The 14,967-nt window shown below is 70.1% G+C and carries 27 protein-coding genes; 21 read left to right on the top strand and 6 right to left on the bottom strand.

All coding sequences use genetic code 11. The features are described 5' to 3' along the window. Positions 1-778 precede the first annotated feature (778 nt). Positions 779-1,705 carry a Na+/H+ antiporter NhaA gene (locus tag ADY59_RS14175; protein ID WP_331459485.1) on the top strand — a complete coding sequence of 309 codons (927 nt, stop codon included), beginning with the start codon at positions 779-781 and terminating at the stop codon, positions 1,703-1,705. A gap of 386 nt (positions 1,706-2,091) precedes the next feature. Beyond that, on the top strand, positions 2,092-2,895 hold the full coding sequence (locus tag ADY59_RS14170) for an endonuclease/exonuclease/phosphatase family protein (protein WP_156325496.1): 804 nt from the start codon (positions 2,092-2,094) through the stop codon (positions 2,893-2,895). Positions 2,896-3,672: 777 nt separating this feature from the next. On the opposite strand, the gene ADY59_RS14165 is transcribed toward ADY59_RS14170, so the two are convergent. Continuing rightward, on the bottom strand, positions 3,673-4,041 hold the full coding sequence (locus ADY59_RS14165) for a type II toxin-antitoxin system Phd/YefM family antitoxin (protein WP_197093629.1): 369 nt from the start codon (positions 4,039-4,041) through the stop codon (positions 3,673-3,675). A gap of 68 nt (positions 4,042-4,109) precedes the next feature. Next, a complete protein-coding gene (locus ADY59_RS14160; RefSeq protein WP_049562287.1) occupies positions 4,110-4,367 on the bottom strand; it encodes a GntR family transcriptional regulator in 258 nt (85 codons plus the stop codon). A gap of 252 nt (positions 4,368-4,619) precedes the next feature. Between ADY59_RS14160 and ADY59_RS14155 the strand changes: the two genes are divergently transcribed. Continuing rightward, complete coding sequence (locus ADY59_RS14155; protein WP_049562285.1) at positions 4,620-5,204, top strand: hypothetical protein; 585 nt, start codon at positions 4,620-4,622, stop codon at positions 5,202-5,204. Here ADY59_RS14155 and ADY59_RS14150 read toward each other — a convergent pair. From ADY59_RS14150 to ADY59_RS51370, 4 genes are all read right to left on the bottom strand, one after another. Next, positions 5,201-5,404, bottom strand: a complete 204-nt coding sequence (locus ADY59_RS14150) for a hypothetical protein (protein ID WP_049562284.1) — start codon at positions 5,402-5,404, stop codon at positions 5,201-5,203. The two genes, ADY59_RS14155 and ADY59_RS14150, sit on opposite strands and share 4 nt — an antisense overlap. A gap of 9 nt (positions 5,405-5,413) precedes the next feature. Beyond that, positions 5,414-5,818, bottom strand: coding sequence for an NUDIX hydrolase (locus tag ADY59_RS14145; RefSeq protein ID WP_049562282.1), 405 nt, complete (start codon positions 5,816-5,818; stop codon positions 5,414-5,416). After that, entirely contained in the window at positions 5,815-6,465 is a 651-nt protein-coding gene (locus ADY59_RS14140) for an NUDIX hydrolase (protein ID WP_049562281.1), read from the bottom strand. The genes ADY59_RS14145 and ADY59_RS14140 overlap by 4 nt, the downstream gene beginning before the upstream one ends. A 247-nt stretch (positions 6,466-6,712) precedes the next feature. Beyond that, positions 6,713-6,940 (bottom strand): helix-turn-helix domain-containing protein, encoded by a 228-nt coding sequence (locus tag ADY59_RS51370; protein ID WP_049562279.1) that lies wholly within the window; start codon positions 6,938-6,940, stop codon positions 6,713-6,715. A gap of 177 nt (positions 6,941-7,117) precedes the next feature. Between ADY59_RS51370 and ADY59_RS51365 the strand changes: the two genes are divergently transcribed. The 18 genes from ADY59_RS51365 (at position 7,118) to ADY59_RS49940 (ending at position 14,960) form a co-directional block, all read left to right on the top strand. Then, the gene (locus ADY59_RS51365) at positions 7,118-7,498 is read left to right on the top strand and encodes a helix-turn-helix domain-containing protein (RefSeq protein ID WP_049562277.1); all 381 of its coding nucleotides are present in this window, start codon (positions 7,118-7,120) and stop codon (positions 7,496-7,498) included. 14 nt (positions 7,499-7,512) lie between these two features. Beyond that, positions 7,513-7,671, top strand: a complete 159-nt coding sequence (locus tag ADY59_RS49960; protein ID WP_156325495.1) for a hypothetical protein — start codon at positions 7,513-7,515, stop codon at positions 7,669-7,671. Between the two features lie 49 nt (positions 7,672-7,720). Beyond that, complete coding sequence (locus tag ADY59_RS51360) at positions 7,721-7,885, top strand: hypothetical protein (protein WP_197093628.1); 165 nt, start codon at positions 7,721-7,723, stop codon at positions 7,883-7,885. A gap of 84 nt (positions 7,886-7,969) precedes the next feature. After that, positions 7,970-8,287 (top strand): hypothetical protein, encoded by a 318-nt coding sequence (locus ADY59_RS14125; RefSeq protein ID WP_156325494.1) that lies wholly within the window; start codon positions 7,970-7,972, stop codon positions 8,285-8,287. Further along, positions 8,288-8,434 (top strand): hypothetical protein, encoded by a 147-nt coding sequence (locus ADY59_RS49955; RefSeq protein ID WP_156325493.1) that lies wholly within the window; start codon positions 8,288-8,290, stop codon positions 8,432-8,434. A gap of 109 nt (positions 8,435-8,543) precedes the next feature. After that, positions 8,544-8,687 carry a hypothetical protein gene (locus ADY59_RS49950; protein WP_156325492.1) on the top strand — a complete coding sequence of 48 codons (144 nt, stop codon included), beginning with the start codon at positions 8,544-8,546 and terminating at the stop codon, positions 8,685-8,687. Positions 8,688-8,720: 33 nt separating this feature from the next. Continuing rightward, the gene (locus tag ADY59_RS14120) at positions 8,721-8,903 is read left to right on the top strand and encodes a hypothetical protein (RefSeq protein ID WP_049562275.1); all 183 of its coding nucleotides are present in this window, start codon (positions 8,721-8,723) and stop codon (positions 8,901-8,903) included. Between the two features lie 43 nt (positions 8,904-8,946). Continuing rightward, the gene (locus tag ADY59_RS14115) at positions 8,947-9,261 is read left to right on the top strand and encodes a hypothetical protein (protein ID WP_049562273.1); all 315 of its coding nucleotides are present in this window, start codon (positions 8,947-8,949) and stop codon (positions 9,259-9,261) included. A gap of 111 nt (positions 9,262-9,372) precedes the next feature. Beyond that, the gene (locus ADY59_RS51355) at positions 9,373-10,569 is read left to right on the top strand and encodes a hypothetical protein (RefSeq protein WP_049562272.1); all 1,197 of its coding nucleotides are present in this window, start codon (positions 9,373-9,375) and stop codon (positions 10,567-10,569) included. Between the two features lie 2 nt (positions 10,570-10,571). After that, positions 10,572-10,886 carry a hypothetical protein gene (locus ADY59_RS51350; RefSeq protein WP_049562270.1) on the top strand — a complete coding sequence of 105 codons (315 nt, stop codon included), beginning with the start codon at positions 10,572-10,574 and terminating at the stop codon, positions 10,884-10,886. Further along, a complete protein-coding gene (locus ADY59_RS14100; RefSeq protein WP_049562269.1) occupies positions 10,883-12,889 on the top strand; it encodes an FtsK/SpoIIIE domain-containing protein in 2,007 nt (668 codons plus the stop codon). Before ADY59_RS51350 ends, ADY59_RS14100 begins: the two co-directional genes overlap by 4 nt. Before the next feature lie 280 nt (positions 12,890-13,169). Beyond that, positions 13,170-13,388: a hypothetical protein gene (locus ADY59_RS14095; RefSeq protein ID WP_049562268.1), complete on the top strand. Its 219-nt coding sequence runs from the start codon at positions 13,170-13,172 to the stop codon at positions 13,386-13,388. After that, complete coding sequence (locus tag ADY59_RS14090; protein WP_156325490.1) at positions 13,388-13,570, top strand: hypothetical protein; 183 nt, start codon at positions 13,388-13,390, stop codon at positions 13,568-13,570. The genes ADY59_RS14095 and ADY59_RS14090 overlap by 1 nt, the downstream gene beginning before the upstream one ends. A 55-nt stretch (positions 13,571-13,625) precedes the next feature. After that, on the top strand, positions 13,626-13,808 hold the full coding sequence (locus tag ADY59_RS14085; RefSeq protein WP_049562265.1) for a hypothetical protein: 183 nt from the start codon (positions 13,626-13,628) through the stop codon (positions 13,806-13,808). Beyond that, positions 13,808-13,960 (top strand): hypothetical protein, encoded by a 153-nt coding sequence (locus ADY59_RS49945; protein WP_156325489.1) that lies wholly within the window; start codon positions 13,808-13,810, stop codon positions 13,958-13,960. The genes ADY59_RS14085 and ADY59_RS49945 overlap by 1 nt, the downstream gene beginning before the upstream one ends. Beyond that, on the top strand, positions 13,957-14,349 hold the full coding sequence (locus ADY59_RS14080; protein WP_049562264.1) for a hypothetical protein: 393 nt from the start codon (positions 13,957-13,959) through the stop codon (positions 14,347-14,349). Before ADY59_RS49945 ends, ADY59_RS14080 begins: the two co-directional genes overlap by 4 nt. A 105-nt stretch (positions 14,350-14,454) precedes the next feature. Then, positions 14,455-14,727, top strand: coding sequence for an HU family DNA-binding protein (locus ADY59_RS14075; RefSeq protein ID WP_049562262.1), 273 nt, complete (start codon positions 14,455-14,457; stop codon positions 14,725-14,727). A 68-nt stretch (positions 14,728-14,795) separates the two neighbouring features. Then, positions 14,796-14,960: a hypothetical protein gene (locus tag ADY59_RS49940; protein ID WP_156325488.1), complete on the top strand. Its 165-nt coding sequence runs from the start codon at positions 14,796-14,798 to the stop codon at positions 14,958-14,960. Positions 14,961-14,967: the final 7 nt, after the last annotated feature.

The raw sequence follows: 14,967 nt of genomic DNA, 5'->3' as shown, positions 1-14,967 counted from the left end.
GTTGAGTCGTGGGAGTGGCGCTTGGTCGTTTTCGCCTGTGCGGGGTGCGGTGCCGTTCTCACTGCGAAGGTGTCGCGGGTCACGCTTCCCGACCACGCCGACCAGCAGTACGGCCATGACCTGCTCCCGGAGCTGCTGGAGCCCGGCACCTACGCGGTGCGGTCTGCGCCTTCTGGACCGCCGTGGCGGACCTGGGACGAGGTGGGCGCGGAAGAGGCGGCAGCGCGTGGTGTGTACCTGCCGGTGCACTCCCTGTCGTACGGAGCTCCGGGAGCGGTCGGGATCGCGCCTGGGGATGTCCGCGGAACCGCCCTCGTCCGGGAGCGGTGTGACGGCTGCTGCTGCGGTCTGGACGAACGGAACGGCCCCAACCTGGCGTGCGTGAAGTGCGGGCTGGCCGTGGCCACCCGCGTTGACGACTGCGGACGCTGGCAGGTGGTGTGGCTGGATCCACGCGCTGCGCGCCCGGTCAGCGTCGAAGGCCCGGCCCGCCCGCTGGTCGGCTGGGAGGAACTGCGAGAGGCGTATCCGGGCACGCCCCCCGTTCTGCAGCCCGGCTGGTGGAGCCCGTGGTGGGAGGCGTCGGTCGCGGTGGCACTGGCACACCTGCTGGCGGTCTGCGGCGGCCGGCGGGTCGTCGTCCCTGACGGACCGGTCGCCGAGGCGTTTCGCAAGGCACTCGACCATCTGCTCCCTCCAGGCCCATCGGCACGCAACCTCGTCCTGGCCGGGCCCGGGCTGTCCGCCGTGACAGGGGACATCGCCCTGGTGCCGCGACATCCGCAGACCGGCGAGGTATGGCCGTGCGACGCGAAAGCGGTGGTGCCGCTGGCCGCTGACGTGCGGCGGATGGGGCATCCCGATGGCCACCGACATCGCCTTCGCCGTCGCCGTCCTCGCGGTGATCGGCCGGCACCTGCCCGCGCCCTTGCGCACGTTCCTGCTCACGCTCGCCACGGTGGACGACATCTGCGCGGTCATCGTGATCGCCGTCGCCTATACCGATGATCTGTCCCTGACCGCGCTCGGGCTCGCCGCCGCCGGTCTGGCCGTGTTCGGTTACCTGCAGAACGGGCGCGGCCAGGCTGTCGCCCGGGTGCGGGCGGCGGTGCCCGGATGGCTGCTGTTCGGGCCGCCGGCCCTGGTCATCTGGGCGCTGATGCACGCCTCCGGCGTGCACGCCACGATCGCCGGAGTCGCGATGGGCCTGCTCATGCGCACCAGCGCACGGGATGGCGAAAGGTCCAGCCCCTCACACCGGGCCGAGGAGGCCCTGCGGCCGATCTCTTCCGGGCTGGCGCTGCCGGTGTTCGCACTGATGTCGGCGGGTGTCTCACTGTCTGGAGCGGGCGGGTTCTGGACCAGCACCATAACCTGGGGCATCCTCGCCGGCCTGGTGGGCGGCAAGCTCGTGGGCATCTTCGGCGCCACGTGGCTGGCCGCTCGCTTCACCAGCGCCCATCTCAACCCCCAGCTCGGCTGGGCCGACATCGCCGGCGTCGGAATGCTCGGCGGCGTCGGCTTCACCGTTTCCTTGTTGATCGCCGAACTCTCCTATACCGACCCGGCGCACCTCACCGACGCCAAGGGCGCCATCCTGTCCGCCTCAGCGGCCTCCGCCGTACTGGCCGCCCTGTTGCTGGGCGCCCGCAACCGCCACCACCGGCACCTGCGCGCCCAGCTCTCCGACGCTCGCAGCAGCTGAGGACACCGCGCCCATGGGCGTGGCTCTTGACCGTGTCCGGCGACCGCTCCGCCGAACTCAGATGAGCCAGCCACCGCTCGACCGGCTCCACCGGCCTGATCATCGCCGGCCACCCACACCGTACTGTCGCCAACTACCCGCACCTACGCCAGATCTCGCCCGGCCTGCCGTTCATCCCGGTCCTTCAGGGCCGATTACCTTCTCCGGACTACTGCGGCTTCAGTGGCTGTCCTTGAACCACGTGAGAGCGGAATCGGGCCGCGCTGCTGGACCGGGACTGCAGGACACGGCCGTCCTCCGCCGGAGTGGTGCCGTGCTCATCGAGGGGTGAACATCAACCACATTTTGAAGGACGCTCCCGCCCACGTGTGATGGAATCATCGGTGATGATCAGACATCTCGTGATCGCCGGGCTGTTATCCCAAAACCTGTTCCTGCAAGCCCCCGTACTCCACGTGATGACGTGGAACGTCTGCGCGGGCACGAACAGCAACTGCCCGCTCTTCCGCCGCTCAACCGCCGAGGTGGCCTGGCACGTCGCCGTGTTGGCGACCAAGGCGGACGTGGTCTACCTCCAGGAGTTCTGCACAGGCGCGGATGCCGACCTGGAGCGCGAGCTGGAGGCCCGCACCGGCCGGGCGTGGAGCGTCAAGTCCGCCGGGCTCACGCGCCCGGACGGCTCGCCGTACCGGTGCTACCCCGACTGGAACGGCAGGCCGCGCGGGGTGCAGAGCGTCACGCTGGCCGTGGCCGCGCAGGACGCCCGCTTCGAAGTGCATGCGTTGACGTCGCCGCCGTGGAGCGCCCGCAGGTACGCGGTCTGCACGGCTCACCGGGCGTTCTGCACCTCGCACTTCTCGTCGGGCGCGGAATACGACGACAGGCAGAAGGGCGCGCCCTACCGGCACGCCCAGCTTCGTGAGCTGTTCAAGCTCGGCCGAGGTGTAGTCGGCGGCGACCTCAACCTGGTGCCGCGCGATGCCGCCATCGCCTACAAGGGCCGCGACGAATGCGACCCACGCAACCGCTGGACCTACGTCACACGCAAGCGGAAGATTGATTACCTGTTCGCCGGCGTCGGCCGCATACGAGGTTGCTTCGTCGACTACGGCAGGAGTAGGTGGTCCGACCACGTCCCGATGCACGTGTGGGTGGCGCGACAGGAAGAGGTCGCGAGCCTGCGGTCTTGAGCATCACCTCCTCACAGCTCACCGGATCCAGGAACCACGGGAAAGGTCCCTTGCCCGGGCGGGCAGAGAGGTAGGCCGCTTGAGCACCATGAGCCCTTCGACCTCGCCGAGCCGGCCGCGTTCGGTGGCTTCGCGTATCCGGTCATGCAGGTTCGTGATGATCTGTGCGAGTCGCATGGCTTGTGCGGGAACTGGCCCAATGCGCGCCAGAACGCCCTCACCGACAGGGAGGCAGCGCCCCCGCTCGCGAAACGCCCTACGATCTGCGCCATGCCCGCACGCGGGTGCGCCGAGCGCGTCGTAGGCCAGGGCGAGGCCGCCAGGCGCCGCATCGCCGATGTTCTCCGGGAAGGCGACCCTGATCAGAGGGCGTGAGGGATCGTGGGCAGGCATTGGGGAGAGCCACCCGTGAGCGATCACAGCCAGCCGTGGACAGCCGGACACGCGAAACCCCCGTAGCCCTGCATCAGTGCAGGTCAGGCGGGGGTTTTCCCTGTTGGGGATAAGCGCGCCCTGCAGGATTCGAACCTGCGACCGTCGGATTAGAAGTCTGTGGGCGGCTGTGTCGGGCTTGTTCGGGATGTGTCGGGGGATCAAGGTTTCTGCTGGTCGGGGCGGGGGTGCCGGGTGGCGGCGTGTCGGTTTTGTCGCCCCGGACCGGTGGCGTCCGAGACTGCCGGTCTCCCCACGGTCTCCCACCGGTCACCCCCGACGCCGGTCGGAGGAGCGCAACAGGAAGCCCCGCACTCGGATGAGTGCGGGGCTTTCCCGTTGCGGTTACTGCTCGGTGTAGCCGTCGCTGACGAGTTCGATGCGCCGCTCGTGCACATGAGTGTCGGCATGGCCGCCGGGAAAGCGCTGGGTGCTCTTGTCGCTGATGCCGTCAACGGTCCAAGCCTCGGTGACCTCGTCGCCGTCCACTGTGAGGGTGATGGTGTCGGTGCCCCACTCGGGATTGTCGTTGTCGCGGGTGAAGGAGATGGTCTCCATGCTCTGCTCCTTGGCGATCTGGTCGATGGGGACGATGGCGGCGACGCGGCGGCCGTGTCGGGTGATGTAGGTGGTTTGGCCTGCGTACTCGGCGCGGTTGACCAGGTCGCCGAACTTGGCGCGTCCTTCGCGGAGGCCGATCTCGTCTTCGCTCACACCCATGAGAGTACACAGTTTGCATTGTGTACACAATGGCTTTGGGGGAGTTGATTGGCCGGGGGTGCTCACCGGCCGCCGGTGGGCCACTTGCCGCGCGGGGAGACGTAGGTGCCGCGCTGGGGGAGCGTGAACACCCAGCCCTCCTCCCGGAGATAGGCGACCGCCGCCCGCGCCGTATCCCGGGCCACCCCGTGCTCCCGCACCATCTGCGCCTCCGACGGGATCGGATCGCGCGGCTCCAACTCGCCGGCCCGAATCATCGCGATGACGATGTCTGCGAGCTGGCGGTATATCGGAGTCGGGTCGAAACGATCAACGGTCATGATCGCAGACGTTAACTACGTCCCACCTGTAGTGCATATGGGCGACGTCGCCCACGTTGCCTACGAGGTAGACGAGATCAAACCGGGCAACGTAGGGTGATCGGGACCCGACCGTCAGTGCGTGTCCCCCACGTCACGGGCGGTCGGGTCACCCCGCGTAAAGAACCCGGACGGTCGGCGAACCGGGGGCGGCGGCGGAGCGTCCTACAGGCCGTCAACCGTCCGCGACACACCGCCCACACCGGAGCCTTGATGCGCCGCCGAACCCGCCGCCGGGCCGCCTTCGCCACCGCGGCCGCCATCCTGGCCGCCCTCGCCTACAACTGCGCCGGCGGCTCCACCGGCAGCCCTGCCGCGTCGCGGCCGTACGCCGCGGCGACCGGCACTGCGGCCGCGACCGACCCGGAGGCGTGCAAACAGGACGGCGTGGCCGCGTTCCTCGACGGGGTGGAGCGGCATGCCCGGCGCGGGTTCGCCCCCGGCCGGGCCGCGCTTCCGTGGCTGGACTCGCTCGACGCGGCGGCGGGCAGCGGCGCGCCGTACGTCGGCGTCCTCATCGAGAACGCCCGCACCGCCGCCCGAGAGTTCAGGGAGACGTCCGGTCCGCGGTCGGCCCGCTTGTATCGGGCGCGGCAGGTGCATCTGGCCGCCGCCACCCTCGTGCAGGCGTGCGGGCTGGACGGGCGGTACCGGTTTGATGAGCGTGATGTGCGATTGCGCGCGGTCGCGGCGAAGCCGAGAAGGTCGGGCCGACCGCTGCCGGACGTGGGGGACTCGGATTCGAGTTCCGGCTCTGGGTCGTCGTGCCGGCGGCGCGGCTGGTTCCGGGCCTGCTAGCTCTTGCCGAGGAGGCGGGCGCCGAGCCGCACCGTGTGGCCGCGGCCTGCGCAGGACCGGCAGGCGCCGAACGCGCCCTTGAACATGGTGGAGTGGGATTCCTTGGATCGGCCGCAGGCGCCGCATGCCCGGTAGGGGTGGGCGGCGCACGATCCCAGGTAGATGGCGGCGATGAGGGCGAGCAGCAGCAAGGCTTCCATGAGCGGCTCCTACTTGAGGTGGGTGTCGAGGTACTCCTGGACGGGTGGGAAGAACGGGAACGGCACCAGCGTGCTGACGCGGGCGCGGTCGCACCACGCCACTTCGGCGAGCTCGTCAGCATCCGCGACGTGGGCGCCGCCGGCGAGCACTTCGCACACGACGTAGATCATGCGGCGGCCGGTCGACGGATGGATCCGCTCGCCCAGCGTTTTGACGGCGGAGACGACGAGGCCGACCTCTTCGCGGGTCTCCCGCACCGCGGCGTCCTCGCCCGACTCGCCGGCCTCGACTTTGCCGCTGGGGAACGTCCACAGCAGGTCGCCCTCGCGCTCGCGCCGGCAGACGAGCAGGACCTGCTCGCGGTCGACGATGATGGCTGCGGCGATGGCGGGCTGCTGTTCGGTGTCGTTCACGGGCTGTGCTCTTTCTCCAGGGCGTGCAGGACCGGCGGGTAGATCAGGTTAGCGGCGACGAACTTCGTGAGCTGGTCACGCGGCACCCAGATCACGGACACGTTTTCGTCGGCGTCCCGGTTCTCGACTTCGCCGGCCAGGTAGGCGGCGAGGTAGTACTCGCAGCGGACGCCGGTGACCGGGTGGAGTCGGCCGCCGAGGTGCTCTTGCACGGTGCAGTGGATGCCGGTCTCGGCCAACGTTTCGCGGACGGCGACGCTGTCGGGCTGCTGGCCTGGTTTCACCATGCCGGCGACGAACTGCCAGCGAAGGCCAGCTGCGTCGTCGCGGCGGCAGACGAGGAGGACGTCGCCGCCGCGTACGACGACGGCGATGGCGACGGTGAGTGCGACGGGTTCGCCGGTGGGGCGTGCGGCGTCGTTGAGCTGGTGGGCGAAGCGCGCGCGTTCGCCCGAGGTCGTGCGGTCGAGCAGTGTGTCAAGGGCGCGCTGCAGCTCTGGGCGTGGTGTTGCGTCCTGGTTGCCATGCCAGTAGGCGACGGTGCGCCGACCGACGCCGAGGCGTTCGGCGAACTCGTCGTGCGTCATCCTCAGGGCGGCTTGGAGGGCGGCCGCGTGGCGGCCGGTCCAGCGGTCCACGACTTCCATGGGTGTCCCTTGGTGGGCTGTCCAGGGCTGGCGGGTGAGCCCTGATGCTAGCTAACTGGTGGTTGTGGCACTATCGCCGTTCGGTTAGCTCTGGCGAGGGGTGCTGGGTCGGCGTGCTGCTGCCCATGCGGTCGCGCGGTGTGGGCGGTTGGCTTGAAGCATGGGTTCGTTGCGGCAGGTCGCCGCGCTGTCGGTGGGATGCGGAACGCCCCGCGAGGTGTCTCGCGGGGCGCGGTGTCGCGTCGGCTCACGCTTCCTTGAGTCGGCCGGTGCGGCGTGCCCATTCGACGATGTCGTCTTCCCACCAGTAGTCGGTTTTGGTGGCGACTTTCCCGGCCGGCGGGGGGAGCGGTTCGACCTGTTTGGCGCCGGCGGCTCGTTTGCGCCAGGCGTTGACGGTGTTGGTGCTGACGCCGAGCAGGGCGGCTATGTCGCTCATGGCGAGCGGTCGGGGGCGCGGCGGGGTGTCGGTCATGTGCTCAAGTGTACCGGTGTCGGGGGCGCGCTGAAAATGGGTGCACCGATCAGCTTGACGGGTGCACCTGTGGTGGGTACGGTTGTGCTTGTTCGACCAAGCAAGACGGCCCGCCCCGGTGCGTCAACACCGGAACGGGCCTTGATCCACCACCTGCGTCAACAGGAGGAGGACCCAATGGTCCAGCCTATCTCGATCAGCAGCCGCGAGGCGGCCACCGCCTACAGCGTCTCCCCGCGCACCATCCGCCGCTGGGCCCAGACCGGCCGGCTCGACGCCGTCAAGACCGGCGGCCGGTGGGCTATCGCCGTCGAGGTCAACCTCGACGAGTTCAAGCCCAACCAGGTCGACCGGGCGCGCGAGCTGATCGAGCAGGGCGCCATCCTCCCCACCAAGCGGCCCGGCACCTACACCGCCGTCTCGTCCGACGGCACCGTCACTTACCTCGTGCACGCCTCCGGCTGCACTTGCCCGGCCGGACAGCGCGGCAAGCACCAGTGCTACCACCGCGCCGCCGTCGCCATCCTCACCGCCGCTCCCGCCCGTCGCGCGGCCTGACCGGAGGTCCTGTCATGTTCGGAATCACCGTCTACCAGGTCGAGGACGGCCAGCGCAGCGACTTCGTCTACTTCGAGCGGGTCGCCACCGCGCCCGCAATGGAGGACAGGGTCACCAAGCTCCACCTCCGGTTCCCCGCCCCCGGCTTCACCTTCGCGGTCGAGCGCATTTGAGTCGACCTCATCCCGGCCTTCAACCATTTGTCCTCGGAAAGGACCGAGCATGTCCCGCTTCAAGAAGCCGCTCACGTGGCTCGCCGTCATCTTCGTGCTGTTCTTCCTGTTCACCCGCCCCGCCCAGGCCGCGGGCGCCGTCAACGGCGCGTTCGACGGCATCCTGCACGGCGCCGACCAGCTCGCCATCTTCCTCGGCAAGGTCCTCGCCTAGCTCCAGAAACGCCCGGGTCAGGCGCTGCGAACGCCTGACCCGGGATCCGATCCACACCCACCTGTCGCCCAGGAGGAGAGATCTGTGTCCGAGTCTACGACGATGTTCGTCCCGCTCCCGCGCATGCCGGAGCAGCCGTGCCCCACCTGGTGCACGTCCGACCACGACGGCGAGCCCGCCGGCCAGCGCAGCCACTGGACGCCCGTCGCCAGCATCCCGACCGAGTTGGCGCCGCTGCAGCTCGTCGACCTGTCGCAGTTGGACGGGTTGGACCCGCTGGTGACGCTGCACGACGAGACGGGGAACCGGTTCGTGCCGGTGTCGCTGGAGGAGGCGGAGGCGTACGCCGTGGCGATCCTGTCCGCGGTCACCCGGGCCCGCGCCGCGCAGGCGGTGGCGTGAATGACCGCGGACGAGGCGTTGAAGACGCTCGACAAGACGCTGAAGGCGAACGCGAAGCGGCCGGCTGGCACGCGTCCGCTGATGGACCGGAGCGGTTGCACGCACCCGGGTTGCACGAAGTGCGACAGCAAGGCGGGCAAGCGGTGACGCCGCCGAAGGACAAGGCGGAAGAGCTCGCCAAGAAGCTCAAGAACCTGAACAAGCACGACTCTGCGATGCCGGCCAAGTCCACCCCGTCGAAGCCGCTGGACAAGCGGTGACCGGCGTTGAGGGCGCGCTGCTCGAAGTCGAGCGGTCCGCCGTCGCGACGGAGCGGGCGCGGCTGACGGCGGCTGAGGATCTGCTCGCCCTGGTGGACGCCGAGCTTGCCGAGATGCAGGCCGCCGTCAACCGCCTCTGATCCACCGAGCCCGACCGACTGAAGGAGAACCACATGGGCCAGAGCAAGGACGAGCAGAGGGCCGCCGTCAAGAAGTACAAGGACGCGCTCGCCTCGCTGCACGCGAACCAGGAGCGGGAGGAGGCGGCGGGCATCCGCGAGGAGACCCCCAAATACCGGCGCCTGAACAGGGCCGTGCTCGACGCCGAGAAGAACATCCCCTGGTACCGCCGCTAGCCCCAACCAGCCCGCCCGGAGCAAACACAACGGAGGAACACCCATGTTCGGAAAGCCCGGAATGCCGCCCCTGCCCGCCTACCAGCCCGCAGCGGACTGCTGGAGAGACCACGAGTTCGGCCAAGACACCGCCGCCGACATCGAGGCGATCCTGGACGGCCTGCTCCTCCAGAAGATGAGCGAAGCCCTCCAAGAAGCCCCCCAGGTGTTCGCCGCCATGGCCAGCGACCCGGCGTACTCGCACCTCAGCAAGGAGGCGTGGGACGAGGCCCTCCGTGAGGTCGTCGACGGATACGGCGACACGCCCCTTATCAGCGAGTACTTCGACGACAAGATTCGCGGCGCCCTCAGTCTGTAGCGCCCTGACAGCCGCAGCCCGACCGGAGCCGCCAGGCAGCCGGCATCCCCCAGGAGCGAGCCGGGGGCGGGCGCCAACCTCGACCAACCCCACAGACCAGAAAGCAGAGCCATGGACACGATTCAGCCCGAGCGGGTGAACGGCAGCCACCCGGCCGCCCACCCGCCGCCCGCCAAGATGTCGCGCGCCGAACGGCAGGCCGCCGACGAGCTCGCCCGCGTCGAGCGTGACCGGATCCGGGAGGAGGCCCGCCGCGCCCGCGAGCGCGACCAGGAGAAGTGGGCCGCCGAACGCGACCAGCTCCGCGCCGAACGGAAGCGCGACCGCAAGACTCGCAGCAGCGCCGAACGCCGCGAGCGGATCGCCGCCTGGCAGGCCCGCGCACAGCGCTGGTGGCACGCCTTCGTCCTCGTCGGCGCCATCGTCGGCGTCAACGTCGTCGCCATCATGGGCCAGGTCACAGCCTTCCAGGCCGATCCGTTCGGCTGGCCGCTGCTGGGCGCGCTCGGCGCCGCGGCGGTCATCGAGTCGATCGCCATCTACGTCGGCTACCACGCCCACGTCGCCCTCATCGAAGGCGACTCGGTGATGCGGCTGCGGCTCGCCTCCTACGGGATCGCCGGCGGCGTGGGCGCGCTCAACTACCACCACTACTCGCCGGACTGGTCGTTGAGCGACCTGGCCGTCATGTTCGGCGCGGCCAGCGTGCTGTCGCCGTGGCTGTGGGCCATCCACTCCCGGCACCAGCACCGGCAGGTGCTGCGCGCGCAAGGGCTCATCGACCCGCGCGCCCCCAAGTTTTCTGGGCTGCGCTGGCTGCTGTGGCGTCGGGAGACGTGGCAGGCGCTCCGCTGGGCCGTCCGGTACAGCGAGCAGTCGCCCGCCGCCGCGATGCTGGGCATGCACCGCGACCGCATCCTCGCGGACGCCGACCGGATGGCGGGCCGGGCGCGCGGAGACCTCGCCGCCGCGCAGGCCACCCTGATTCGGGCGCAGTCGGATGCGCTCGCCGTCCTGGAGTTGCTGCCCGGCGACGCCCAGGAGACGTCTGCGGAGATCACGGACGGGCGCGCGGATGAAACCGCCGATGAAACCCCGATCGAAACCAGCGATGAAACCGGCGCCACGCCCGCCATGTGGGCGCACTGGCAGAAGGTTGTCGAGGTCGAGCGGCGTATCCCGTCCGGTGCCGAGCTGGCCACTGTCGGCAAGTGCTCGCCCCAGTACGGGGCCAAGAAGGCGCGCGAGTGGCAGGCCGACATGGACGGCCGGACCCGGCATGCGCTCCAGTCCAGGAAGCGGGGCTGACCATGACTGCCATCGTTCTCCTCGCCCTCTTCGCTGGCATCGGCTTGGCCCTGTGTGCCGTCCGCCCCGACGTCCCGACACCCGAAACCACCCCCACACCCAGCCAAGCCCTCGCCGCCCTCCGCGCGGCCGGACTACGGCGCGTCGCCTGGCTCGCCATCCAAGCCGTCGCCGGCGTGGTCCTGGTCATCCTGGTCGCGGCCATGAGGACCGGCCTCTACCACCTGCTCCTCGCAGTCGCGGGAGGCGCGAGTTGGCTCGCCGCCGCTGTCGCGCTCAACCCGGTGCGCATCAACCGCTTGGAGATACGAGCGTGAACCAGCCCGAACGCCGCCTCCGGATCGTCCCCAAGCCGGAGGACGCCCCGCCGCTCTACCCGCCCCACCCCGACGACCCGGAACAGGAGGAGGACATGCCGGACGGCCACGAGCTCGCCCTACTCGGGCACGCCGATGTCACGCCGATTGAGCCGACCCGCGTCTGGTCCCCCCGCCGCACCATCACCGTCGTCACCGCGCCGATCGCCCGGCAGGTGGACGTCATCCGGCACGAGCACGGCGGGCTGCTGCGGGTGGGGGCGAAGGCCACCCGCGCCAGCGTCGCCTACGGGTCGATCGGGCTCGGCCGGGCGGCCGGCGCCTGGTGGCGGTGGGTGACCGCCGCCGACCATGAGCAGGCGCTGGCGTCGAAGCCGGAGTTCGTCGCACAGGAGCGCGCTCGCCGGCGCAAGGTGTCGCTGGGTGCGCTCGCTGCGGGCCTGCTCGGTGATCTGGGCCTGTGGCTGTTCATGGACTGGCCGTGGTGGGGCGCCCCCGCGATCCTGCTCGGCGTCACGGCGTCTGCCGGCGGCGCGGCGGAGTTCGTGATGCGCCGCCGAGCCGAGAACGCCGTCGCCGCCGATGACGAGGTGGTGCGCGGGATCGGCACCCACCCGAATAGCAAGGCCGTGCGCAGGTTGTTCGTGGCCGCCAAGCTGGCGAAGCGGATCGAGGACGTGAAGGTGATCGCGCCTGGCGTGGTCCGCGACGCCATCGCGTGGATGTGCGAGGTCGAGCTGCCTGGCGGCGGAACCTATGACGAGGCGTTGAAGCAGCGCGCGAGGCTGGCGGCGGCGTCTGGTCGCGGCTTGTCCCGCCTGTACGTGGACAAGGTCCCTGACCACGAGGGGCGTGTACGGCTGTGGTCGCCTGACCGAGACCCGCTCAGCGCGCCGAAGGTGGACTGCGAGCTGAAGGGCCGCACGACGCCCGTGGACGTGTGGACGGAGCGGGTGCCGCTCGGCCTGACCGTGCGCGGCGCCCCGATGGGGTTCTCCATGCCGGGCCGGTCCCTGCTCGTCGGCGGAGAGCCGGAAGCCGGCAAGTCGGTCGCCTGCAACATCCTGCTCTGTTTTGCCGCGCTGGACCCGAGCGTGGAGCTGTGGCTGGCCGACGGCAAGGGTGTCGACCTGCTCGATTACGAGGATCTGGCTCACCGGTCGGTGCTGCGGCCGGACCCGGAGGCGCTGCTGGAGATGATCCAGGAGTCGATCGAGGACATGGAGGAGAAGGGCGCGCAACTCGCGAAGCTGCGGGTCAAGAAGCTGACGAAGGAGTTGGCGGAGGAACTGGGCTGGTCGATGTCGCTGCTGCATGTCGATGAGCTGGCGTACTTTACGACGCATCCCGAGTTCGGCGCGAAGATCACCGAGGCGTTGCGGGATCACGTCTCGCGTGGCCGGTACGTCGGGAAGTTCACCAGCGCGGCCACGCAGCGGCCGTCCGGCAAGGTGGTGGACACCGAATTGCGGGACCTGCTCTCGATCCGGCTCGCGCTGCGCTGCAACACGCCGCAGGCCAGCGACATGATTCTGGGCCAGGGCTGGGCGTCGCGGGGACACAATGCGCAGCTCATCGACGCGAGCCAGCGCGGTTCCGGTCTGCTGTTCGCCGAGGGGTCTACGCCGGTGACCGGCCGGACGGGGTTCCTCGACGATCCGGACGTGACCCGGCTGGCGAGGACGGCGTACAAGCTGCGTGAGTCCGCCGGCACTCTGCCGGTCACCGATACGCATCCGGGCCGGATGCTGCTGGAGGCGTGCGTCGCGGCGTGCGGCGAGGCGGAGAAGATTTGGACCTCCGAACTGCTGCCCCGCCTGGCGAAGGATCAGACGTGGGCGCACCTGGTCGACGACCCGGCTGAGCTGGCCAGGCTGCTGCGCCCGTACGGGGTCGCGCCGGGCCAGGTGTGGATCAGCGATGGGCGCGGCTCGGGGGCCAACCGGCAGGGCTACACCCGGTCGGGATTCACCGAGGCGCTCAACCGGCTCCACAGGCGCTGATCCCGTCGCCTCCGCGACCCCCGCTAGCCCTCCTAGCGGGATGTTTTCCCAGGTCGAAGCGCCCTAACGGATTAGGCGGATCGCCTAAATCTCAGGGGCGAAATGTCTAGATTCAGGGGCCGCTCAGGCGGCGATCTAGCCCCGAGAAATCGCCTCCAAGAGGACGCCTCCGTAGACCGCTGAGCGGGTGGTTGCGGCCGGCTCTCCAGACCTTCTGGAGGGCCGCCCGGAGCAGCCGCTCCCGTATTCCCCACACACCCCACCGGGACAGGAGACAACCATGCGTGACCGGATGCCGCCCGAGATGCTCGCCCGCGCCAGGGGGCAGGGCCAGGCCACCAACAAGCGCAACCAGACCGCCGACGTCGCGAACGGGTTCGGCGTCACCCGCGCCGACAAGCAGCGCGCCCGGCGGGAGCTCATCGCCGAGGTTGGGCCGCGCAAGGCGAAGCAGCTCATGCGGGACTCCGCGGACCGTGCGGTCAAGGGGTGGCGCTGATGGCCGTGTTCGCGAAGGTCGCCGCGATCGGCGTCGTGGTCGTCGTCGGCTCGCTGGCCACGCTCGGCCTCGCGTTCTCCGGCCAGGTGCCGTTCGCCGTGGCGGCGCTGGTAGCGACCGGCGTGCTGGCGGTCAGCGTGATCGTGATGTTGGCGCGCGGCCCGCAGGAAGCCGACCAGTAAACCCCCACCAGTTCGACGGAGCAGAGCGCTCCACCCCACGAGCAAGGAGACGTCCATGAAGAGCGAGCTCAAGTACAAGACCGTCGGCGGAAACATCGTCACCTGGAAGAGGGCCGCCGGGTGGGAGGAGAACGACAAGAACCCCTGGGGGGGCTTCAAGTGCGACGGTTGCGGCGCGAGCGACACAGCGTATCCCTCGCAGGCCGCGAATCATGCGCTGACCTGTAGGGCCCTCTGATGGCCGCCACCTGCCCGCGCTGCACGACGGCGCTCGACGGCGGTCCCATCGTCTACCGGTGCGCCGCCTGCCGGCGCACCGTCTACGCCGCCGACCTCGACACCGAGCACCACGCCCCCGCCAACCCGATCGTGATGGCAGGTGCGCGGTGACCGGGCGTCTGGCCGCCGCCGTGGAGGCCATCACCGACGCGCTCCACGCCCGCAACCTCGACAAGGCGCGCACCCTCTTCGACGAGGCGGTCCACGGGCGGCAGGAGCTCGTGGAACCTCTTGTTCGTCGGCTGGCCGCCACCGTCACTGTCCCGGCCGGGATGGTCGTGTGGGGGTTCGGCCTCGACATCTGGGCCAACCCGTACCGCGATCCTGACGAGACGGCGTGGCGGTGCGGTGGGTGCCGGATGACTGCCAGCCACTACAAGACCGACCGCGCGGCGCGCCGGTCGGCTGAGAAGCACGTCGCCGAGGTGCATGGCGGCCGTCTGGCGGTCGTGTCGTACCTGGATGAGGCGTACTGGGCTGCCGTCGAGGCGGCTTCCTGACCCGGCCGTTCGGGGTGCTCCGTCCGCCGCACCGGGCGGGCGGGGTGCCCGGGGCGACCGGTCATAGGGAACGGACGTAACCCACCCACAGGAAGAGAGCACCACATGAACAAGACCCAGCTCATCGACGCCGTCGCCGCCTCCACCGGCCGCAGCAAGGCGGACGTGGCCGCCATCATCGCCGCGACGCTCGACACGGTGCAGGAGGCGGTCGCCGCTGGCGACACCGTCCAGATCATCGGGTTCGGGTCGTTCGAGCGCCGCCCGCGCAAGGGCGGCGAGCGGCGCACCCCGCAGGGCGGCACCGTCCACGTCGAGGCCAAGCACGTGCCCGCGTTCAAGGCGGGCGCCGGGTTCAAGCAGGCCGTCTCCGCCTAGCGCACGGGTGGCCCGGTCCTGGCGCGGCCGGGCCACCCGCCCCATCACGACCAGTGGAAGGAGAGGAGATGCGCACCACCAAGCCTCACGTCCAGCGGGCCACCTGCCAGAAGTGCAGGCGCGAGGCGACGTTCACCTGGCCCGCCGGGCTCACGGAAGGCGCGCACAAGGACGTCACCATGTGCGCGTGCGGGCAGGGCCACGACTGGACCTTGCGCATCCGCTTCCGGTAAGTCCTGG

It is taken from the genome of Nonomuraea sp. SBT364 (genome assembly GCF_001083785.1).
Taxonomy (GTDB): domain Bacteria; phylum Actinomycetota; class Actinomycetes; order Streptosporangiales; family Streptosporangiaceae; genus Nonomuraea.
The sequence above is the reverse complement of the archived record's forward strand: the minus strand, read 5'-3'. Positions and strand labels throughout refer to the sequence as shown.